We start from the raw sequence: 15,966 nt of genomic DNA, 5'->3' as shown, positions 1-15,966 counted from the left end.
GCGCAGACGGCGATTAACGACTTGGGCATGAGGATTGCACTCGGCTTTGGCCTTAGGGGCTCAAGCGCACGGAAACCCGGCGCTTTCGTGGTAAACGCGCGGAAGTGCTGTGCTCAGTCGCCCAGCAGGTGGAGCGCGATGCGACGACGATGGGGAGCGCGGCGGTGCTCGCACAGGTAGATGCCCTGCCAGGTGCCGAGCGAAAGCTGCCCGCCGATCAGGGGAATCGATAGCGAGACGCCCGTAAGGATCGACTTGAGGTGCGCAGGCATGTCGTCCGGCCCTTCGTCGTCATGCGCATAGCCGTCGTTCTCGGGGGCAAGGCGGGCAAGCCAGCGGACAATGTCGCCGCGTACTTCGGGGGCAGCATTCTCCTGGATGGTGAGCGAGGCCGATGTGTGGCGGCAGAACGCGGTGAGCAGGCCGGTGGTCATGGCCTGCTCTGCTACCCAGCGGGCAATTTCGCGGGTGATCTCGTGCAGGCCCTGACCGGGCGTGGCGATGACAAGTTCGGTGGCGGACTGGCGCAGGGTCATGCGCCAGTCCATATCACGGATCAGTCGGCCCAGTAGAGCTTCATCGGGTTGTCGATGAGCAGCTTGCGCTGCAATTCCTCGGTTGGAGCAATGCGCGGGATCATGTCGACGAGGTGGCCGTCGTCAGGGATCTCGGTGTCCATGTTGGGGTGCGGCCAGTCGGTGCCCCACAGCACGCGGTCCTGATAGTCGGCAACAAGCGGCGCGACCGCATCGGCAAAGGCGTTCCACGGATCGCCCGCGCCGCCTTCCTTGATCGCATCGAGGCGGTCGGGGCAGGTGGCCTTGAACCAGATATCCTCGCGGCTGTTCAGGAAAGCGCGGAACGCCTTCATGTCGGCACCGTCAGGACCCTGGCGTACGTCCGGGCGGCCCATGTGGTCGATCACGAGGGGCACGGGGATGGCATCCATGAACGGGCGCAGTTCTTCAAGGATGTCGGCCTCAAAATAGATCACCACGTGCCAGCCCTTGGGCAGGCGCTGGGCGACTTCGAGGAACTTGTCCTTGGGCGCATCATCGACCAGGCGCTTGAGGAAGTTGAAGCGGATGCCGCGAATGCCGCCTTGATGCATGGCGTGGAGTTCTGCTTCCGAGATCGCGGGATCGACTACCGCGACGCCGCGTGCACGTCCGTTGGACTTCGCAATGGCGTCGAGCGTGGCGGCGTTGTCGGTGCCGTGGCAACTGGCCTGAACGATCACGTTCCTGTCGAAGCCGAGGTGATCGCGCAGGGCGAAGAGCATGTCGGGGCCAGCGTCCTGCGGCAGGTACTTGGCCTTCGCCGAGAACGGGAACTGCGCCATCGGCCCGAAGACGTGGCAATGCGCGTCCACCGCGCCGGGGGGCGGGGTGTAGCGGGGCTTGGACGGGTTGGCGTGCCAGCTGATGATGCGGCCTGTGTCTTGGGCGGTCATTGTTGTCCTTCCATCGCGCTGTGGTCCTTCGACAAGCTCAGGACGAGCGGATCTTGTCTAATCTTGCCCCAACCCCGCTCATGCTGAGCTTTTCGAAGCATGCTGCACGACGTCAGCCAAAAACCACCCCGTCCATAAGCTTGCGCGCAGTGCGCAGGAGGGCGGCGGTGCGGACTTCGCCCGCATCGTCGACTTCCAGAACGCAGCTCATCTCGCCAGTGGGGTGTTCTACCGAGAGCAGCTTGCGGCTGCCTTCGGGGATCGAGGCTACCTCGGCGGCGGGTGAGCCGGGGATGAGGCATGCCGTCGCCACGCTGACCGCGCCGAGTACGCCGATGGTGGCGTGGGCGCGGTGGGGGATGAAGCTGCGCACCGTCACGGCGCCGCCGTTCTTCGGCGGGGCGACGAGCATCATCTTGGGGACGGACTTTTCCTTCACGTCGCCCAGATTCATCATCGGGCCGACAATCAGGCGGATCGCCTCGATCTTCGCTTTCAGGTCAGTCGCGTTGTCCAGCCAGTCGCGGTCCTCGTACCCGGTGATGCCGAGATCCTCGGCCTTCATCACCACGCAGGGCATGCCGTTGTCGATCAGCGTGACGGCAGTGCCGTTGACCACGTCGACCGCGTTGCCCGTCGGCAGAAGCGCGCCGCACGATGATCCGGCGGTGTCGCGGAACTCCAATGGAACCGGGGCGTGGCTGCCGGGGACGCCGTCAATCTTAGCCTCGCCCTTGTAGGTCACCTTGCCACCAGGCGTGCTGACCGTAGCGACGGCCACTTGCCCGGTGTTCTCCATGTAGATCGCAACGCGAGTCTCATCGCCCGTTGCGGCCACCAGTCCGCGTTCAATGGCGAAGGGGCCGACGCCAGCAAGGATGTTCCCGCAATTCTGCGCATCGGTGACGATGGCCTGATCGACGAAGACCTGCAGGAACAGGTAATCCACATCGATTCCTACGCGGGTGGACTTGGAGACGACCGCGACCTTGCTGGTCAGCGGGTCCGCACCGCCCATGCCGTCGATCTGCACGGGATCGGGGCTGCCCATCATCGCGAGGAGGAACGCGTCGCGTTCGGCGGTCTCAGTCGGCAGGTCATCCTTGAGGAAGTAACCGCCCTTGGACGTGCCGCCGCGCATCCACATGCAAGGGATGGAGAGACCAGTGCTCATCGGCTCCCCTCCCGCAGGCGGGAGGGGCTGGGGGTGGGCAGGAGCAAGGCGCTGCGGGTGGACGGCCCACCCCCGACCCCTTCCGCCTGCGGGAGGGGGGAAGCCAGCGCCGTGCTGTTCCCCTCAGACATACTTCAGGCCTTCCTTCTCCAGCCGTTCGCGCATCTTGTACATGTCGAGGCCGAGGACGCCTGCGGCCAGCTTCTCGCGCTTTTCGCCTTCGTTGGCTTCGCGCGCCTGCGCAGCCTTGAGCACTTCGGCAGCCTTCTCGCGCGGAACAACACACACACCGTCATCATCGGCCACGATCACGTCACCGGGGTTCACCAGCGCATTGGCGCAGACGACGGGGACGTTGACCGAACCCAGCGTGTTCTTGACGGTCCCTTGCGCGTAGATCGCCTTGGACCAGACGGGGAAGTTCATTTCGGTAAGGTCGCGCACGTCGCGCACGCCCGCATCGATCACAAGACCCCGGCATCCCCGCGCCTGGGCGCTGGTGGCAAGGAGATCGCCGAAGTAGCCGTCGTCGCAAGGGGAGGTGGGGGCCAGCAGGAGAATGTCTCCGGCCCGAAGCTGTTCGATGGCAACGTGGACCATCCAGTTGTCGCCCGGAGGGGCGCTGATGGTGACAGCCGAGCCCGCAATGCGCGCGCCGCGATAGATCGGGCGCATGTAGGAGGCGAGCAGGCCGGTGCGGCCTTGCGCTTCGTGGACGGTGGCAACGCCACAGGCGGCAAGGCCGTCGATCACGGCTGGATCGGCACGTTCGATGTTCTGGACGACGATACCCGACATTTCCGGCTCCCAATGAAACTCTTCGCGCCGTTCCATGGAACTGTGGGCCGCGGGGAACCAATGCATTGTTTGGCAGGAGGCATAAGGAAATGCTAAGCGAGCGGGCATGGCACTCCACGCGATCAACATCCGCCACATCGCCGCTTTCGCCGCCACGGTCCGCCATGGCAGCGTGACACGGGCAGCGCGTGCGGTGAACCTGACGCAGCCCGCGCTGACGCAGGCCATCGCGCGGCTGGAGGCGGACCTTGGCTGCGCGCTGTTCGAGCGCGGGCCTGCGGGAATGACTCCGACCGATCCCGCGCTGCTGCTCGCCCCGCGCGCCGAAGCCGCGATTGCCCATGTCGGCTCCCCGCGCGTTACGGGGACGCAGGTGCGGGCCTTTCTGGCTCTGGCAAGGGCAGGCTCCTATGCAATGGCGGCCGAGGCGACGGGCCTGTCCTCAGCCTCGCTTCACCGCGCCGTGGCGGATCTTTCGGTCGCACTGGGGCAGCGGCTGGTGGACCGGCGCGGGCGCTCGGTCTCGCTGACCGCTGCCGGAGAGCGCCGCGCACGCGGGTTCGGCCTTGCCATGGCGGAACTGCGCTCAGGCCTTGCCGAAGTGGCCGCGTGGCAGGGCAAGGCGGCGGGGCGCGTGGTCGTCGGCGCCATGCCGCTCAGCCGCGCGCGCTGGCTACCCGAGACGATCCTGCGCTTTGCCGCCGCGCATCCAGGAGTGGACGTGGCCGTGGTCGAAGGGAGCCATGCTGAGCTTTCAGGCCCCTTGCGCGATGGCGAAGTGGACATGATGCTGGGGGCGTTGCGCGAGGCGTCGTCATTGGACGATCTGGCGCAGGAGCCTGTGTTCGAGGATCAGCCCGCGCTGGTCATGCGCGCCGGACATCCCCTGCTTGCAGGTGCGGTGGATGGTGTGGCGCTGGCCTCCTACCCATGGATCCTACCTGCGAGCGACACACCCTTGCGCCACTACTGGGAAGGCATGATGCGCGGCGCGGGTGTCGATCCGCCGCATGTCAGGATCGAGTGCGGCTCAGTCCTTACCGTGCGACAGTTGCTCCTCGGATCGGACGCGCTGACCCTGCTCTCTCCGGCGCAACTGGCAGTGGAGCTGGACGCAGGCGTACTCGCCACGCTGCCGCCGCCGGTGCCGGTCGCGCGGACCATCGGCATCACCACGCGCGAGGGCTGGCGGCCGACCGCGCCGCAAGCCGCCTTCGTCGCACTCCTGCGCGAAGTGGCGGCGGAAGGCTTTGCATAAATTTATGACCCCGGCGATGTTTGCATTTGTTCCTTTGCGCATGTCCGCGCAGGACCCACGCCCATGGAGAGCACTATTGCCCTGATCGGCTTCGGCGAGGCCGGGTCCACTTTTGCCAAGGCGGCAGGCTGGGAGTCTGCGGCGCTGGCTTTCGACATCAATCCCGCCCGACGCGCGGTGATGGAAGGGGCGGGCGTCGTGGTCTGTGCGACGGCCGAGGATGCCTTGAGTGATGCCGACGTGGTGCTTTCGCTGGTGACGGCGGATTCAGCGCTGCCTGCGGCTGAAGATTATGCCGCACTGTTGAAGCCGCGTGCGCTGTGGTGTGACATGAATTCCGTCGCACCCGATACCAAGCGCGCGGCGGCAATGGCCATCGAGGCGGCGGGCGGGCGCTATGTCGACGTGGCAGTGCTGGCGCCGGTGAACCCGGCGCGGATGAACGTGCCGCTGCTGATTTCGGGCGCTCATGCGGCCGAGGCCGAGGCGCGGCTGCGCGCCGCAGGCTTTGCCAAGACGCGCGTCGTCGGCGACGAGATCGGCCGCGCCAGTGCAATCAAGATGATCCGCTCGGTCATGGTCAAGGGCATTGAGGCTCTGACGGCGGAAATGATGCTGGCGGCGAGCGCGGCGGGCGTGGTGGACGAGGTGCTGTCCTCGCTCGATGCCAGCGAGAAGGCGCAAAGCTGGTTCGAGCGTGCCGAATACAATGTCGAGCGCATGACGACCCACGGGCTCCGGCGCGCTGCCGAGATGGAAGAAAGTGCCAAGACGCTGGAATCGCTGGGCATAGAGCCAGTGATGACCAACGGCACCGTGAAACGCCAGCGCGAGCAGGCCGGAAAGACAATCGCATTTACCCCAGAGAGGACGAAAGTCGCATGACCATGATCATCGACTGCCACGGCCACTACACCGTGCTGCCAAAGGCGCACGACGAGTGGCGCGAGAAGCAGAAGGCCGCGTTCAAGGCCGGGACCGAGTGCCCGCCCTATCCCGATATCTCGGACGACGAGATCCGCGAGACGATCGAATCGAACCAGCTGCGCCTGCTCAAGGAGCGCGGCGCGGACATGACGATCTTCTCGCCTCGCGCCTCGGCCATGGCCCCGCACGTGGGTGACCAGTCGGTCGCGGTGAAGTGGGCGCAGGTGTGCAACGACCTGATCGCGCGCGTCGTCGGGCTTTACCCCGAAACCTTCGCGGGCGTGTGCATGCTGCCGCAGTCGCCCGAAGCGGACATGACCAGCTCGATCGCCGAGCTGGAGCGCTGCGTCAACGAGCTGGGCTTCATCGGCTGCAACCTCAACCCCGATCCCGGCGGCGGCCACTTCAAGCACCCACCGCTCACGCACGAGTTCTGGTTCCCGTTCTACGAGAAGATGGTCGAGCTGGACGTTCCGGCGATGATCCACGTCTCGGGATCGTGCAATCCGGCGATGCACGCGACCGGCGGCTACTACATCGCGGCTGACACCATCGCCTTCATGCAGCTGCTGGAAGGCGACCTCTTCAGCAAGTTCCCCACCCTGCGCTTCATCATCCCGCACGGCGGCGGCGCGGTGCCCTATCACTGGGGACGCTATCGCGGCCTTGCCGACATGCTCAAGAAGCCCGGTCTCGACACGCACCTGATGAACAACGTGTTCTTCGATACCTGCGTCTATCACCAGCCGGGGATCAACCTGCTGGCCGACGTGATCGAGAACAAGAACATCCTGTTCGGTTCGGAAATGGTCGGCGCGGTACGCGGGATCGATCCCACCACCGGGTTCTATTTCGACGACACCAAGCGCTATGTCGATGCGCTCGACATCAGCGATGCCGAACGTCACGCGATCTTCGAGGGCAACGCGCGCCGCGTGTTCCCGCGTCTCGACGCCAAGCTGAAGGAGAGGGGCCTGTGACGCAGGAAACGCCCAAGCAGAACATCCACGAATACCTTGCCGAGCTGGAAGACATTCCAGGCACGCGGGTCTACACCGCTGCCCGCGCGCGCAAGGGTTACTGGATCAATCAGTTCGCGATGAGCCTGATGAAGGCCGAAAACCGCGAGCGCTTCAAGGCCGACGAGCGCGCCTACCTCGACGAGTGGAACATCTCGGAAGAGGCCAAGCAGGCGCTGCTCAAGCGCGACTACAACGCGCTGCTCGACCTTGGCGGCAACGTCTATTTCCTGTCGAAGCTGTTCTCCTCGGACGGACTGCCGTTCGCCGAAGCGGTCAGCACGATGACCGACATGACCTGGCCGGAATACCGCCAAATGATGCTCGATGGCGGCCGTTCGCCCATCGGCAACCGCTCGATCAAGGGAGGCTATTGAGATGGCCCGCATTACCGCTGGCGTCGGCTCCAGCCACGTTCCTCTGCTTGGTGTCGCCGTCGATCAGGGCAAGTGGCAGGACGACTACTTTGGCCCGATCTTCAAGGGCTACGAGTGGACCCGCGAATGGGAAAAGCGCGAGAAGCCCGATGTGGTGATTCTGGTCTATAACGACCACGCCTCGGCATTCGACGCGAACATTATCCCGACCTTCGCAATCGGCTGCGGCGAGCACTACAAGAGCGCCGACGAGGGCTGGGGCCCGCGTCCGGTGCCCGACGTGGAAGGCCATGCCGATCTTGCCTGGCATATCGCCCAGAGCCTGATCCTCGAAGACTTCGACATGACCATCATCAACGAGATGGACGTCGACCACGGCCTCACCGTGCCGCTCTCGATGATGTTCGGCCAGCCGGAAAAGTGGCCGTGCAAGGTCGTGCCGCTGGCGGTGAACGTGGTGACCTACCCCGTCCCGTCGGGCAACCGCTGCTGGGCGCTGGGCGAGGCGATTGCCCGCGCGGTGGAAAGCTTCCCCGAAGACCTCAACGTGCAGATCTGGGGCACGGGCGGCATGAGCCACCAGCTCCAGGGTCCGCGCGCCGGGCTGCTCAACCGCGAGTGGGACAACAAGTTCCTCGACATGCTGGAATCGGACAACGACGACGTCCGCCACATCCCGCACATCGAATACCTGCGCGAGACCGGCTCGGAGGGCATCGAGATGGTCATGTGGCTGATCATGCGCGGGGCGCTCGGCAAGAGCGTCAAGACGCTCAACCGCCATTACCACATTCCGTGCAGCAACACCGCGATCGGGCACATCGTGCTCGAACCGGCAGACTGACTTTCTCCCCATCCACCCTTGCCGGGCGGCTCCACAGCCGCCCGGTGCCTTTTCAAGAAAGGGAACAGACATGCGCATAGCCCTGGCAGGCGCCGGCGCGTTCGGCGAAAAGCACCTCGACGGCCTCAAGAACATCGATGGCGTCGAAATCACCTCGATCATCAGCCGCCGTGCCGAACAGGCCGCCGCCGTTGCCGAGAAGTACGGCGCGAAGCATTCCGGCACTGAACTGGAAGAAGCGCTCGCCCGTGATGACGTTGACGCAGTAATCCTGTGCACGCCCACGCAGATGCACGCGAGCCAAGCCATCGCCTGCATGAAGGCGGGCAAGCACGTGCAGGTGGAAATCCCGCTGGCCGACAGCTGGGCGGATTCGCAGGAAGTCCTGCGCGTGCAACAGGAGACGGGCAAGGTCTGCATGGTCGGCCACACCCGCCGCTTCAATCCTTCGCACCAGTACGTGCATAACAAGATCACTGCGGGTGAATTCAACATCCAGCAGATGGATGTGCAGACCTACTTTTTCCGCCGCAAGAACATGAACGCCAAGGGCGAGGCGCGCTCGTGGACCGACCACCTGCTGTGGCACCACGCCGCGCACACGGTGGACCTGTTTGCCTATCAGGCAGGCAAGATCGTCAAGGCCAATGCCATCGAAGGCCCGATTCACCCTGAACTGGGCATCGCCATGGACATGTCGATCCAGCTCAAGAGCGAGACCGGCGCGATCTGCACCCTGTCGCTCTCGTTCAACAACGACGGCCCGCTCGGCACCTTCTTCCGCTACATCGGCGACACCGCGACCTACATCGCGCGCTACGACGATCTGGTGAACGGCAAGGAAGAGCCGATCGACGTTTCGAAGGTCGACGTTTCGATGAACGGCATCGAACTGCAGGACCGCGAATTCATCGCCGCGATCCGCGAAGGCCGCGAGCCGAACAGCTCGGTCGCCAAGGTGCTCGATTGCTACCGCGTGCTGGGCGAGCTGGAACAGCAGCTGGCCGCCGGTTGATTTGCAAAAGGCCCGCCCGAAACGGCGGGCCTTTTTCGTTGGGGAGTTACACTACCTCCCGTCACCCCGGGCTTGACCCGGGGCCCATGACCTCGCTGTCGGGCGTGCCAGAGGCGTAATGGATCCCGGCCTTCGCCGGGATGACGAGGTTGGAGGCGAGAGTCTGGTTTGACTGGTCGGAAGACGGCTGAGGGGATTTAAGATTTGTTCCCCCACCACCGTCGCCCCGGCGCAGGCCGGGGCCCATGACCTCGCCGCAGCGCATGACGGTAGTGTTTTGAAGCTGGCCTTCGCCGGGATGACGACTGAAATTCAACGACGGACCTACACCACAAGCGGGCCGGCCAAGGAGAGCATGATGGAAGCGCTGATTGCCTATTCCGGGCGGCGGTTCGAACGCCCGCGCTATTACGCCAACGCGCACGAGCGCGACGAGGTCGAGATTGCCCTCGCGCCGATGGCGATGACCGATGCCCGCGGCCTTGGCACCAGCATTGATCGCGAGGGCTTCGAGATCGTGGCGCACAAGAGCGCCGTCGCCGACTTTGCCGACCGCGAGCAGGTCGCACGGCTGCACATGCGCGAAATCGAGGAACTGGTGCAGGCGCACACCGGCGCAGATTTCGTCCATGTCGGCGCGCCGGGTCTCCTGCGCTTCTCGGAGAAGAGCGGCAAGGCTGGCAGCCTCAACAACTCCATGCCCGCGCGCTTTGCCCATATCGACATTTCCGACCGCACCGCGCAGACGTTCGGCGAGCGCGGCGCCAACGGTCGGGCATTCCTGCGCTGCGCCCACTACAACGTCTGGCGCGCCATCTCGCCGCCGCCGCAGGACGTGCCGCTGGCGTTCTGCGATGCGCGAAGCCTTGCGCCCGAAGACCTGATCCTTGCCGATGCCGTGTTCGACGAGCCGGGCAAGCCGGAGTGGTCTTTCGAGGGGCTGGTCGTGGCGCACAACCCGGCGCACCGCTGGCACTGGTTTTCCGCCATGACCATCGACGAGGCGGTGCTGTTCAAGACCAACGACAGCGATCCCGCCCGCGCGCACCACGTGCCCCACGTTGCTTTCGACTTGCCCGACTGCCCCGCCGATGCGCCGCCCCGCGTCAGCATCGAAATGCGCGCGACCGCCTATTGGTGGGCTTGATTGCCTTACGCTTTGCGCTACACATACCGTAACAAATGATAGGGTGAGGTGTGGTCATGGGCGCGTATCCGCAGACGATCTATTTTACCGGGGCGAACGAGCCGGTAGGGCAGGAAGTGGACCTGCTTGGACTGAAGGTGGAAGGCGATCTGCCGCCCGAAGTGCGCGGCAGTTTCTATCGCGCCGTTCCCGATCCCGCCTTCCCGCCGATGTTCGACAATGATCACACGCTGTCGGGCGATGGCATGGTCAGCCGCCTGTCGTTCAACAGCGATGGCACGGCAGACTTCGCGCAGAAGTATGTCCATACCGCGCGCTACATGGCGGAAAAGGCTGCCGGAAAGGCGCTGTTCGGCAAGTATCGCAACCCCTTCACCGATGATCCTTCGGTGCAGGGCGTGGACCGCACCGTCGCCAACACCACGCCGGTCTGGCACGCCGGGCGTCTGCTGATGGCCAAGGAGGACGGGCGGCCCTATCGCGTCGATCCAAAGACCTTGGAAACGCTCGGCTCTTACGATTTCGGCGGCGCGCTCAAGAGCGAGACGATGACTGCGCACGTGCGGATCGACGGCGAGACAGGCGAGCTGTTCTTCTATGGCTACGAGGCGGACGGGCAGGCCTCGACCAAGGTCGCCTACTGCATCGTCGCACCTGATGGCACGCTGAAGTCCGAACAGTGGTTCGATGCGCCCTACTGCGCGATGATGCACGATTTCACGATCAGCGAGAACTACGCGCTGTTCCCGATCTACCCGACGACAGCGGACCTTGATCGGCTCAAGGCAGGCGGGGAGCACTGGCACCATCAGCCGGAGCTGGACTCATGGCTGGGCGTCATGCCGCGCTATGGCGATGTGTCTGAAATCAAGTGGTTCAAGGGGCCCAAGGGCTGCCACTCCTACCACATGATGAACGCGTGGGAGGATGCGGACGGCATGCTCCACTTCGATGCCTGCCTCAACAACACCAACGCCTTCGCCTTCATCCGCGAGCCTTCGGGCATCCACATCGGCCCGCAGGACGTGGTCGGCGCGCTCACCCGCTGGACCGTCGATCCGCGCAGCGAGGGCGGCGAGGTGACCGAAACAATCATCGGTCCTCCGGGCGATTTCCCGGTGATCCCGGCGAAGCTGCAGGGCTGCCCCTACAAGACCGGCTTCATGCTCTCGATGAACCCGCAACTGCAGGGACCGCCGCTGTTCGCCGGGCCGGTCGGCGTCAGCTTCAACATGCTGCTGCGGCTGGACGGGATGGACACAGCCACCCCGCAGGTGACCAATGCGCTCGCCCTGCCGCCGATGGCCGGGTTCAACGAGCCGGTGCACGTGCCTGCCACCGATCCCGCCAAGGACGGCTGGCTGGTGTTCATCATGGACCAGCAGGTCGCCGACAACCAGTTCATCCACGAAGCCTGGGTGGTCGATGCCGGAAACATCGCTGCAGGGCCGGTTGCCAAGGTCCACATCCCCACCCGCCTGCGCCCGCAAGTCCACGGCTGGTGGGTCCCGCAGGCGCAGCTGGACGCGCTGGCATGAGCAAGATCGTCATCACCGGAGCCTCGGGCAATTATGGTCGCGGCGTCACCGACCGGCTGATCGCGCAGGGCCGCGCCGCAGACCTCATCCTGATCACCCGCAAGCCCGAAAAGCTCAGCGACCGCGCCGCCCAGGGCTGCACCGTGCGCTATGGCGATTTCGACAAGCCCGAGACGCTTGAGCAGGCGGTGCAGGGCGCTGACAAGATGCTCCTGATCTCCGGCACCCGCGTCGGCGCGCGCGTAGTGCAGCACAGGGCGGCGATCGATGCGGCCGCAGCGGCAGGCGTGAAGCACGTGATCTACACCAGCTTCATTGGCATCGACGACCCCGCCAACCCCGCCGAAGTCCGCCACGACCATATCGAGACCGAACGCCTGATCCGCGCCTCGGGCTGCGGCTGGACGATGCTGCGCGATGCGCACTATGCCGATGCCATGGTCCTGATGATGGGGCCGAACGTGATCCAGACCGGCAAGTGGTTCTCCAACGCCGGAGAAGGCCGCGAAGCCATGGTCTGGCGCGACGACTGCATCGAAAGCGCCGTCGCCGTGCTGACCGGCGAGGGCCCAGATTCTGACAAGCACTTGGGCCGGATCTACAACATCACCGGCCCCGACCTGCAGACCTTCGCCGAAGTCGCCGCGATCATGGCCGAAGTTACCGGACGCCCCGTCGAACACGTCTCGCTCGACGACGAAGGCCAGTACGCGATGTTCGACGCCATGGGCATCCCCCGCCGCCCGGTCGACGATCTCGAAGTCGCCGGCATCCCCTGGAACAGCGACGACATGGTCAGCTTCGGCCGCGCCATCCGCGAAGGCTTCCTCGAACTGTGCACCGACGACGTGGAGCGCCTCACGGGCCGCAAAGCCCGCTCGGTCCGCCAGATGATCGAGGACAACGCGGAGATGCTGCGGGGGGCTTGAAGGGCACCACATTAGTGCAAGAGGTGGGCTTATGACCACCACACTCCCGTCATCCCGGGCTCGACCCGGGATCCCGCTTTTCTCCTTCGGCCAAGCTGAGGCCGACACCTCGCGCAAAGGCAGCGGGGCCCCGGGTCAAGCCCGGGCGACGGCGGGTTAGTGGTATTCTCAGTGGCTGAGCCGCACATTCAGCCCTTGCTGGGCTTGCGCGGTAGCTTCTTGTCCAGAAACTTCACCACGTTTCGGACGAAGGCGTCCCGGAAGTTCTCTCTGGCGACTGGCAGCGATGCTTCGTCTTTGGCTGGAAACCCCTTCAACTGATTCCAGACGATGCCGTTTGCCGTGAAATAACCGCCATTCCGAAAGTCTCTGATCGTGAGATTATTGAACAAATGGGATTTTATGAACCCGCCTTCGAATGTCTGGTCACTGAGGTAAAGTTCAGCGTAGCAAGATGCCTGCGATTGGGAGTTTCGGGTTTTCGCTGAACGCGCCTTGCCGATGAATGATTTGTCTATGATCTGGGGTTCGACGATTATGCTCACATCGCCAGACCCAAGGTAGCTCTGCCAATCAACTTTTTCGAGAAGCGGCTTGAGGCGTTCAGCTTTCAATTCGAAGTCCATTACTCCGACGACGCTGTCGGCAGGGTAACTGCTATCGTGCAGGCTTTGAAGCGCCGCCCCCAAGCCGCCATAGGCTAAATAGGGAGCAGGTGAGCTAGAAATATAATTCTCTGTTTGCCAGACGTGAAGTTCGCACGGACCCATGTTCGATGCGGGCGGACCGTTCGTCGCCGAGAACAGGGCGAGCAGCGGAATAATCAGCATCGTTTACCTTGCCATGTTCGATTTCAGGCTTGTCGCCCTTCTAGCTTTAAGTCTGACAGCCATGTGTCAGCCTCACAAACTCTTCTTGAACAACGCCAGCATCCGCCCCCAAGCCTTCTCCGCCTGCGCCCGGTCGTAGATCGGCGCGTCCAGGGTGCACCAGCCATGCTGCGCCGGGTAGACTTCGATCTCCGCAGGCCGCTTGGCTGCGTCAGCCGCCACGCGAAGCTGGGTTTTTTCCTTCGGCGCGCGTTCGTCGTCGTTCTTGGCGATGGCGAAGAGGTAGGCGGCGCGGGTCTTGGGGATCAGGTTGATCGGGCTGTCGGGCGCATTACCGACAAGGCCACCACCGTGGAACGATGCCGCCGCGCCGACGCGGGCCGGGTTGGCAAAGGCGGTGCGCACGGTAAACGGCCCGCCCATGCAATAGCCGCACGAGCCGATGCGCTTCTTCGAGTTCACTTCCTTCTGCGCATCGAGCCACGAGACGAAGGCGGCAGCGTCGGTCGTGGTGCCCGATGGCGTGATAGCGCCGATCATGGGCTTGAGCTTTTCCTGCCCCGCAGGCGTGCGCCATTCCATCAGCGAGGCGAGGATCGGCGCCGGGCTGGAGCGGTAGTACTGGTTGACGACCAGCACCGCATATCCTGCGGCTGCAAGGCGGGTGCCCATCGTCTTGTAGGCATCGCGCAGGCCCGCAATGTCGGGCCACATGATCACGGCGGGGTGCTTGCCCTTCTTCGGGTAGACGAAGAACGCGTCGGCCTTGCCATCCGGCGTGTCGATCGTGACCATGCGGCTCACGGTGGGCGCTTCGGCTGCCGTAGCGCAGCCGGGGATGGTGGCGAGTGCAGCAGCGCCTGCGCCGAGCGAGGCGAACTCGCGGCGATTGAGGAAAAATTCGGCGTTCTCGGCCTCGGTAAACTCATCGCACATCGCAGATTCTCCACGCTCCGTCCGGGGCAGAGACTAGCGCGGAGGCCTTGGCGCGCAAGGTGCCTCGGCGGGTGATTTTTGCTCTCGCTTTCGGCGACGCATTTGTTAGTGTTACATACAAATATTGACTTGGGAGAGTCGCCTGATGACCGACGTGAATGCCCGCCTCGCCGCGCTCGAAGCCCGCGTGACCGAGCTTGAGGATATTAATGCGATCCGCCGCCTGCAATGGGCCTATGGCTACTACATTGACTACAACCGGCCCGAGGAAGTGGCCGGCCTCTTCGCAAAGGATGGGGCGGTCGTGTTCCTCTCGGGTGAATACGTCGGCTACGAAGGGGTGATGCGGCTCTACGGAACGTGGTTCCAGAACCTGTTCACCGGCGGACGGCGCGGCCCGGTCCACGGGCTGCTGCTCGACCATTTCCAACTGCAGGACGTGATCACCATCGCGCCCGATGGCCTGACCGCCAAGGGCCGCTTCCGCGGCATTCTCGCAGGCGGGTGGCACGACGACATCCTCAAGGACAAGCCCGAAGGCATGCCGCAGCAGTTCTGGGAAAGCGGGATCTATGAGAACGACTACGTCAAGGAAGACGGCGTCTGGAAGATCAAGCGGCTCGACTACATGATGCAGTGGCAGGCCGATTACGAGACCGGCTGGTCCAAGACCGTGGCGCACCTGCAGCCCGCCGCCGTGTGCTTCCCCGAAAACCCGATCGGGCCGGACCGGCTCCTGCCCGAAACCGACGTCCGCCAGACCTGGCCCAACCGTCAGGAAGTGGCGATGAGCTTTGCTCACCCGGTGCTGGCCAAGGCCTTTGCCGTCGGCGATTTCACCAAGCTGCAGAAGAAGTGGCCTTGAGGGGGGCGTTGAGACGTGGGGATGAGGAAATGGATGATGTCACGCTAAGACGCGAAGACGCAAAGACGCAAAGATGTCGTGTTTATGGAGACGCCGTTTTCGATCTCTTGTGCGGTATTGGGACGCGATAAGGCCTGCGTAACCTGCAACCTCTTCGCGTCTTTGCGTCTTTGCGTGAGATAATCCTGCTCCCCCGCGAAGGCGGGGGCCTCAGTCGGTTTACGCCCAGGTTGGGAGAGAAAGCTCCCTGCCTGCCCGTTGGGCAGTTTATCCCGAGCGACCGGCCTGCCGGCCAGCCGAGGGGCGGGGATGCAAGACGAGCATCAAGCGCCCCAGCGGCCGATCCGGGCCAGCACCGAGGCGGCGACGCGGCGGAAAGCCTCGCGGTCGCGCTGCGAGACGCCCTTGAACAGGTCGGCGCCGACATGGGACATGGCCGGGATCGTGCGGGCGAACAGGCGCTGGCCGGCATCGGTCAGACGGACCGGCTTGCGGCGGCGATTGCGGCGGTTTGCGCCGGGTTCGACAAGGCCTCGGTCAGTAAGCGCGGCAATGGCGCGGCTGACGTTCATCGGAGGCACGCCCATGATCTCCGACAGGTCGTGCCCCGCCAGTTCCCCTTCGCCGCCCAGTGCGAGAACGATGCGCAGGTCGGTGGTGGTCAGGCCCAGCGGATCGGCCACGCCTTCACGCATTGGCGTGCCGATGAAGGTGCCGAGCTTGAGCAGGTCGATCAGCAGCGCGACTTCGCCCTCGATGGCGAGGTCGACCGGGGCGTCAGACTGGGATTCAGGGGCCGGGACCGGATTCATCGCCCGCTTCTATCGCCGGGTTCCCGTCCCGGAGCAAGGGGCGA

At 64.4% G+C, this 15,966-nt stretch carries 17 protein-coding genes; 10 read left to right on the top strand and 7 right to left on the bottom strand.

The annotated features are described in order from the left end of the window. Positions 1 to 113 precede the first annotated feature (113 nt). The 4 genes from ACZ1JW_RS02175 to ligK form a co-directional block, all read right to left on the bottom strand. Positions 114 to 536 (bottom strand): secondary thiamine-phosphate synthase enzyme YjbQ, encoded by a 423-nt coding sequence (locus tag ACZ1JW_RS02175; protein WP_465141787.1) that lies wholly within the window; start codon positions 534 to 536, stop codon positions 114 to 116. A 20-nt stretch (positions 537 to 556) separates the two neighbouring features. Next, the gene (locus ACZ1JW_RS02170) at positions 557 to 1,453 is read right to left on the bottom strand and encodes an amidohydrolase family protein (protein WP_465141786.1); all 897 of its coding nucleotides are present in this window, start codon (positions 1,451 to 1,453) and stop codon (positions 557 to 559) included. 112 nt (positions 1,454 to 1,565) lie between these two features. Beyond that, positions 1,566 to 2,627 (bottom strand): 4-oxalomesaconate tautomerase, encoded by a 1,062-nt coding sequence (locus tag ACZ1JW_RS02165; RefSeq protein WP_465141785.1) that lies wholly within the window; start codon positions 2,625 to 2,627, stop codon positions 1,566 to 1,568. A 123-nt stretch (positions 2,628 to 2,750) separates the two neighbouring features. Beyond that, a complete protein-coding gene (gene ligK, locus ACZ1JW_RS02160) occupies positions 2,751 to 3,425 on the bottom strand; it encodes a 4-carboxy-4-hydroxy-2-oxoadipate aldolase/oxaloacetate decarboxylase (RefSeq protein WP_465141784.1) in 675 nt (224 codons plus the stop codon). A 106-nt stretch (positions 3,426 to 3,531) separates the two neighbouring features. Between ligK and ligR the strand changes: the two genes are divergently transcribed. From ligR to ACZ1JW_RS02115, 9 genes are all read left to right on the top strand, one after another. Next, positions 3,532 to 4,683 carry an aromatic metabolism transcription factor LigR gene (ligR, locus tag ACZ1JW_RS02155; protein WP_465141783.1) on the top strand — a complete coding sequence of 384 codons (1,152 nt, stop codon included), beginning with the start codon at positions 3,532 to 3,534 and terminating at the stop codon, positions 4,681 to 4,683. Between the two features lie 63 nt (positions 4,684 to 4,746). Next, positions 4,747 to 5,568: an NAD(P)-dependent oxidoreductase gene (locus ACZ1JW_RS02150; protein ID WP_465141782.1), complete on the top strand. Its 822-nt coding sequence runs from the start codon at positions 4,747 to 4,749 to the stop codon at positions 5,566 to 5,568. Then, positions 5,565 to 6,590, top strand: coding sequence for an amidohydrolase family protein (locus ACZ1JW_RS02145; RefSeq protein WP_465141781.1), 1,026 nt, complete (start codon positions 5,565 to 5,567; stop codon positions 6,588 to 6,590). The genes ACZ1JW_RS02150 and ACZ1JW_RS02145 overlap by 4 nt, the downstream gene beginning before the upstream one ends. Next, positions 6,587 to 7,006: a protocatechuate 4,5-dioxygenase subunit alpha gene (gene ligA, locus ACZ1JW_RS02140; RefSeq protein WP_465125097.1), complete on the top strand. Its 420-nt coding sequence runs from the start codon at positions 6,587 to 6,589 to the stop codon at positions 7,004 to 7,006. The genes ACZ1JW_RS02145 and ligA overlap by 4 nt, the downstream gene beginning before the upstream one ends. A gap of 1 nt (position 7,007) precedes the next feature. Further along, entirely contained in the window at positions 7,008 to 7,850 is an 843-nt protein-coding gene (locus ACZ1JW_RS02135) for a class III extradiol dioxygenase subunit beta (RefSeq protein ID WP_465125098.1), read from the top strand. A gap of 70 nt (positions 7,851 to 7,920) precedes the next feature. After that, positions 7,921 to 8,865 (top strand): Gfo/Idh/MocA family oxidoreductase, encoded by a 945-nt coding sequence (locus ACZ1JW_RS02130; protein WP_465141780.1) that lies wholly within the window; start codon positions 7,921 to 7,923, stop codon positions 8,863 to 8,865. A 298-nt stretch (positions 8,866 to 9,163) separates the two neighbouring features. Further along, positions 9,164 to 10,012: a CmcJ/NvfI family oxidoreductase gene (locus ACZ1JW_RS02125; RefSeq protein WP_465141779.1), complete on the top strand. Its 849-nt coding sequence runs from the start codon at positions 9,164 to 9,166 to the stop codon at positions 10,010 to 10,012. Positions 10,013 to 10,068: 56 nt separating this feature from the next. Beyond that, the gene (locus ACZ1JW_RS02120) at positions 10,069 to 11,550 is read left to right on the top strand and encodes a carotenoid oxygenase family protein (protein WP_465141778.1); all 1,482 of its coding nucleotides are present in this window, start codon (positions 10,069 to 10,071) and stop codon (positions 11,548 to 11,550) included. Beyond that, on the top strand, positions 11,547 to 12,479 hold the full coding sequence (locus tag ACZ1JW_RS02115; RefSeq protein ID WP_465141777.1) for an SDR family oxidoreductase: 933 nt from the start codon (positions 11,547 to 11,549) through the stop codon (positions 12,477 to 12,479). Before ACZ1JW_RS02120 ends, ACZ1JW_RS02115 begins: the two co-directional genes overlap by 4 nt. Positions 12,480 to 12,667: 188 nt before the next feature. Here the strand turns inward: ACZ1JW_RS02115 and ACZ1JW_RS02110 are convergent, their stop codons facing one another. Together ACZ1JW_RS02110 and ACZ1JW_RS02105 are read right to left on the bottom strand one after the other, a co-directional pair. Beyond that, the gene (locus ACZ1JW_RS02110) at positions 12,668 to 13,309 is read right to left on the bottom strand and encodes a hypothetical protein (RefSeq protein ID WP_465125103.1); all 642 of its coding nucleotides are present in this window, start codon (positions 13,307 to 13,309) and stop codon (positions 12,668 to 12,670) included. 72 nt (positions 13,310 to 13,381) lie between these two features. Beyond that, positions 13,382 to 14,245 carry a dienelactone hydrolase family protein gene (locus ACZ1JW_RS02105; protein WP_465141776.1) on the bottom strand — a complete coding sequence of 288 codons (864 nt, stop codon included), beginning with the start codon at positions 14,243 to 14,245 and terminating at the stop codon, positions 13,382 to 13,384. A gap of 145 nt (positions 14,246 to 14,390) precedes the next feature. Here ACZ1JW_RS02105 and ACZ1JW_RS02100 point away from each other — a divergent pair, with 145 nt between their 5' ends. Beyond that, on the top strand, positions 14,391 to 15,110 hold the full coding sequence (locus ACZ1JW_RS02100) for a nuclear transport factor 2 family protein (RefSeq protein WP_465141775.1): 720 nt from the start codon (positions 14,391 to 14,393) through the stop codon (positions 15,108 to 15,110). A gap of 323 nt (positions 15,111 to 15,433) precedes the next feature. On the opposite strand, the gene ACZ1JW_RS02095 is transcribed toward ACZ1JW_RS02100, so the two are convergent. Beyond that, positions 15,434 to 15,922: a MarR family winged helix-turn-helix transcriptional regulator gene (locus ACZ1JW_RS02095; RefSeq protein ID WP_465125106.1), complete on the bottom strand. Its 489-nt coding sequence runs from the start codon at positions 15,920 to 15,922 to the stop codon at positions 15,434 to 15,436. Between the last annotated feature and the right edge of the window lie 44 nt (positions 15,923 to 15,966).

This window comes from Novosphingobium sp. BL-A-28-Hi1-0D (genome assembly GCF_055521755.1).
This window is presented reverse-complemented; position numbering and strand designations above follow the sequence as displayed.

Excerpts from the sequence above, each read along its gene's own strand:
- ACZ1JW_RS02165 (WP_465141785.1), bottom strand. The coding sequence starts at position 2,627 with ATGAGCACTGGTCTCTCCATCCCTTGCATGTGGATGCGCGGCGGCACG.
- ACZ1JW_RS02175 (WP_465141787.1), bottom strand. The coding sequence starts at position 536 with ATGACCCTGCGCCAGTCCGCCACCGAACTTGTCATCGCCACGCCCGGT.
- ACZ1JW_RS02095 (WP_465125106.1), bottom strand. The coding sequence starts at position 15,922 with ATGAATCCGGTCCCGGCCCCTGAATCCCAGTCTGACGCCCCGGTCGAC.
- ACZ1JW_RS02120 (WP_465141778.1), top strand. The coding sequence starts at position 10,069 with ATGGGCGCGTATCCGCAGACGATCTATTTTACCGGGGCGAACGAGCCG.
- ACZ1JW_RS02110 (WP_465125103.1), bottom strand. The coding sequence starts at position 13,309 with ATGCTGATTATTCCGCTGCTCGCCCTGTTCTCGGCGACGAACGGTCCG.
- ACZ1JW_RS02130 (WP_465141780.1), top strand. The coding sequence starts at position 7,921 with ATGCGCATAGCCCTGGCAGGCGCCGGCGCGTTCGGCGAAAAGCACCTC.
- ACZ1JW_RS02115 (WP_465141777.1), top strand. The coding sequence starts at position 11,547 with ATGAGCAAGATCGTCATCACCGGAGCCTCGGGCAATTATGGTCGCGGC.
- ACZ1JW_RS02145 (WP_465141781.1), top strand. The coding sequence starts at position 5,565 with ATGACCATGATCATCGACTGCCACGGCCACTACACCGTGCTGCCAAAG.
- ACZ1JW_RS02170 (WP_465141786.1), bottom strand. The coding sequence starts at position 1,453 with ATGACCGCCCAAGACACAGGCCGCATCATCAGCTGGCACGCCAACCCG.
- ACZ1JW_RS02105 (WP_465141776.1), bottom strand. The coding sequence starts at position 14,245 with ATGTGCGATGAGTTTACCGAGGCCGAGAACGCCGAATTTTTCCTCAAT.
- ACZ1JW_RS02135 (WP_465125098.1), top strand. The coding sequence starts at position 7,008 with ATGGCCCGCATTACCGCTGGCGTCGGCTCCAGCCACGTTCCTCTGCTT.
- ligR (WP_465141783.1), top strand. The coding sequence starts at position 3,532 with ATGGCACTCCACGCGATCAACATCCGCCACATCGCCGCTTTCGCCGCC.
- ACZ1JW_RS02150 (WP_465141782.1), top strand. The coding sequence starts at position 4,747 with ATGGAGAGCACTATTGCCCTGATCGGCTTCGGCGAGGCCGGGTCCACT.
- ACZ1JW_RS02100 (WP_465141775.1), top strand. The coding sequence starts at position 14,391 with ATGACCGACGTGAATGCCCGCCTCGCCGCGCTCGAAGCCCGCGTGACC.
- ACZ1JW_RS02125 (WP_465141779.1), top strand. The coding sequence starts at position 9,164 with ATGACGACTGAAATTCAACGACGGACCTACACCACAAGCGGGCCGGCC.
- ligK (WP_465141784.1), bottom strand. The coding sequence starts at position 3,425 with ATGTCGGGTATCGTCGTCCAGAACATCGAACGTGCCGATCCAGCCGTG.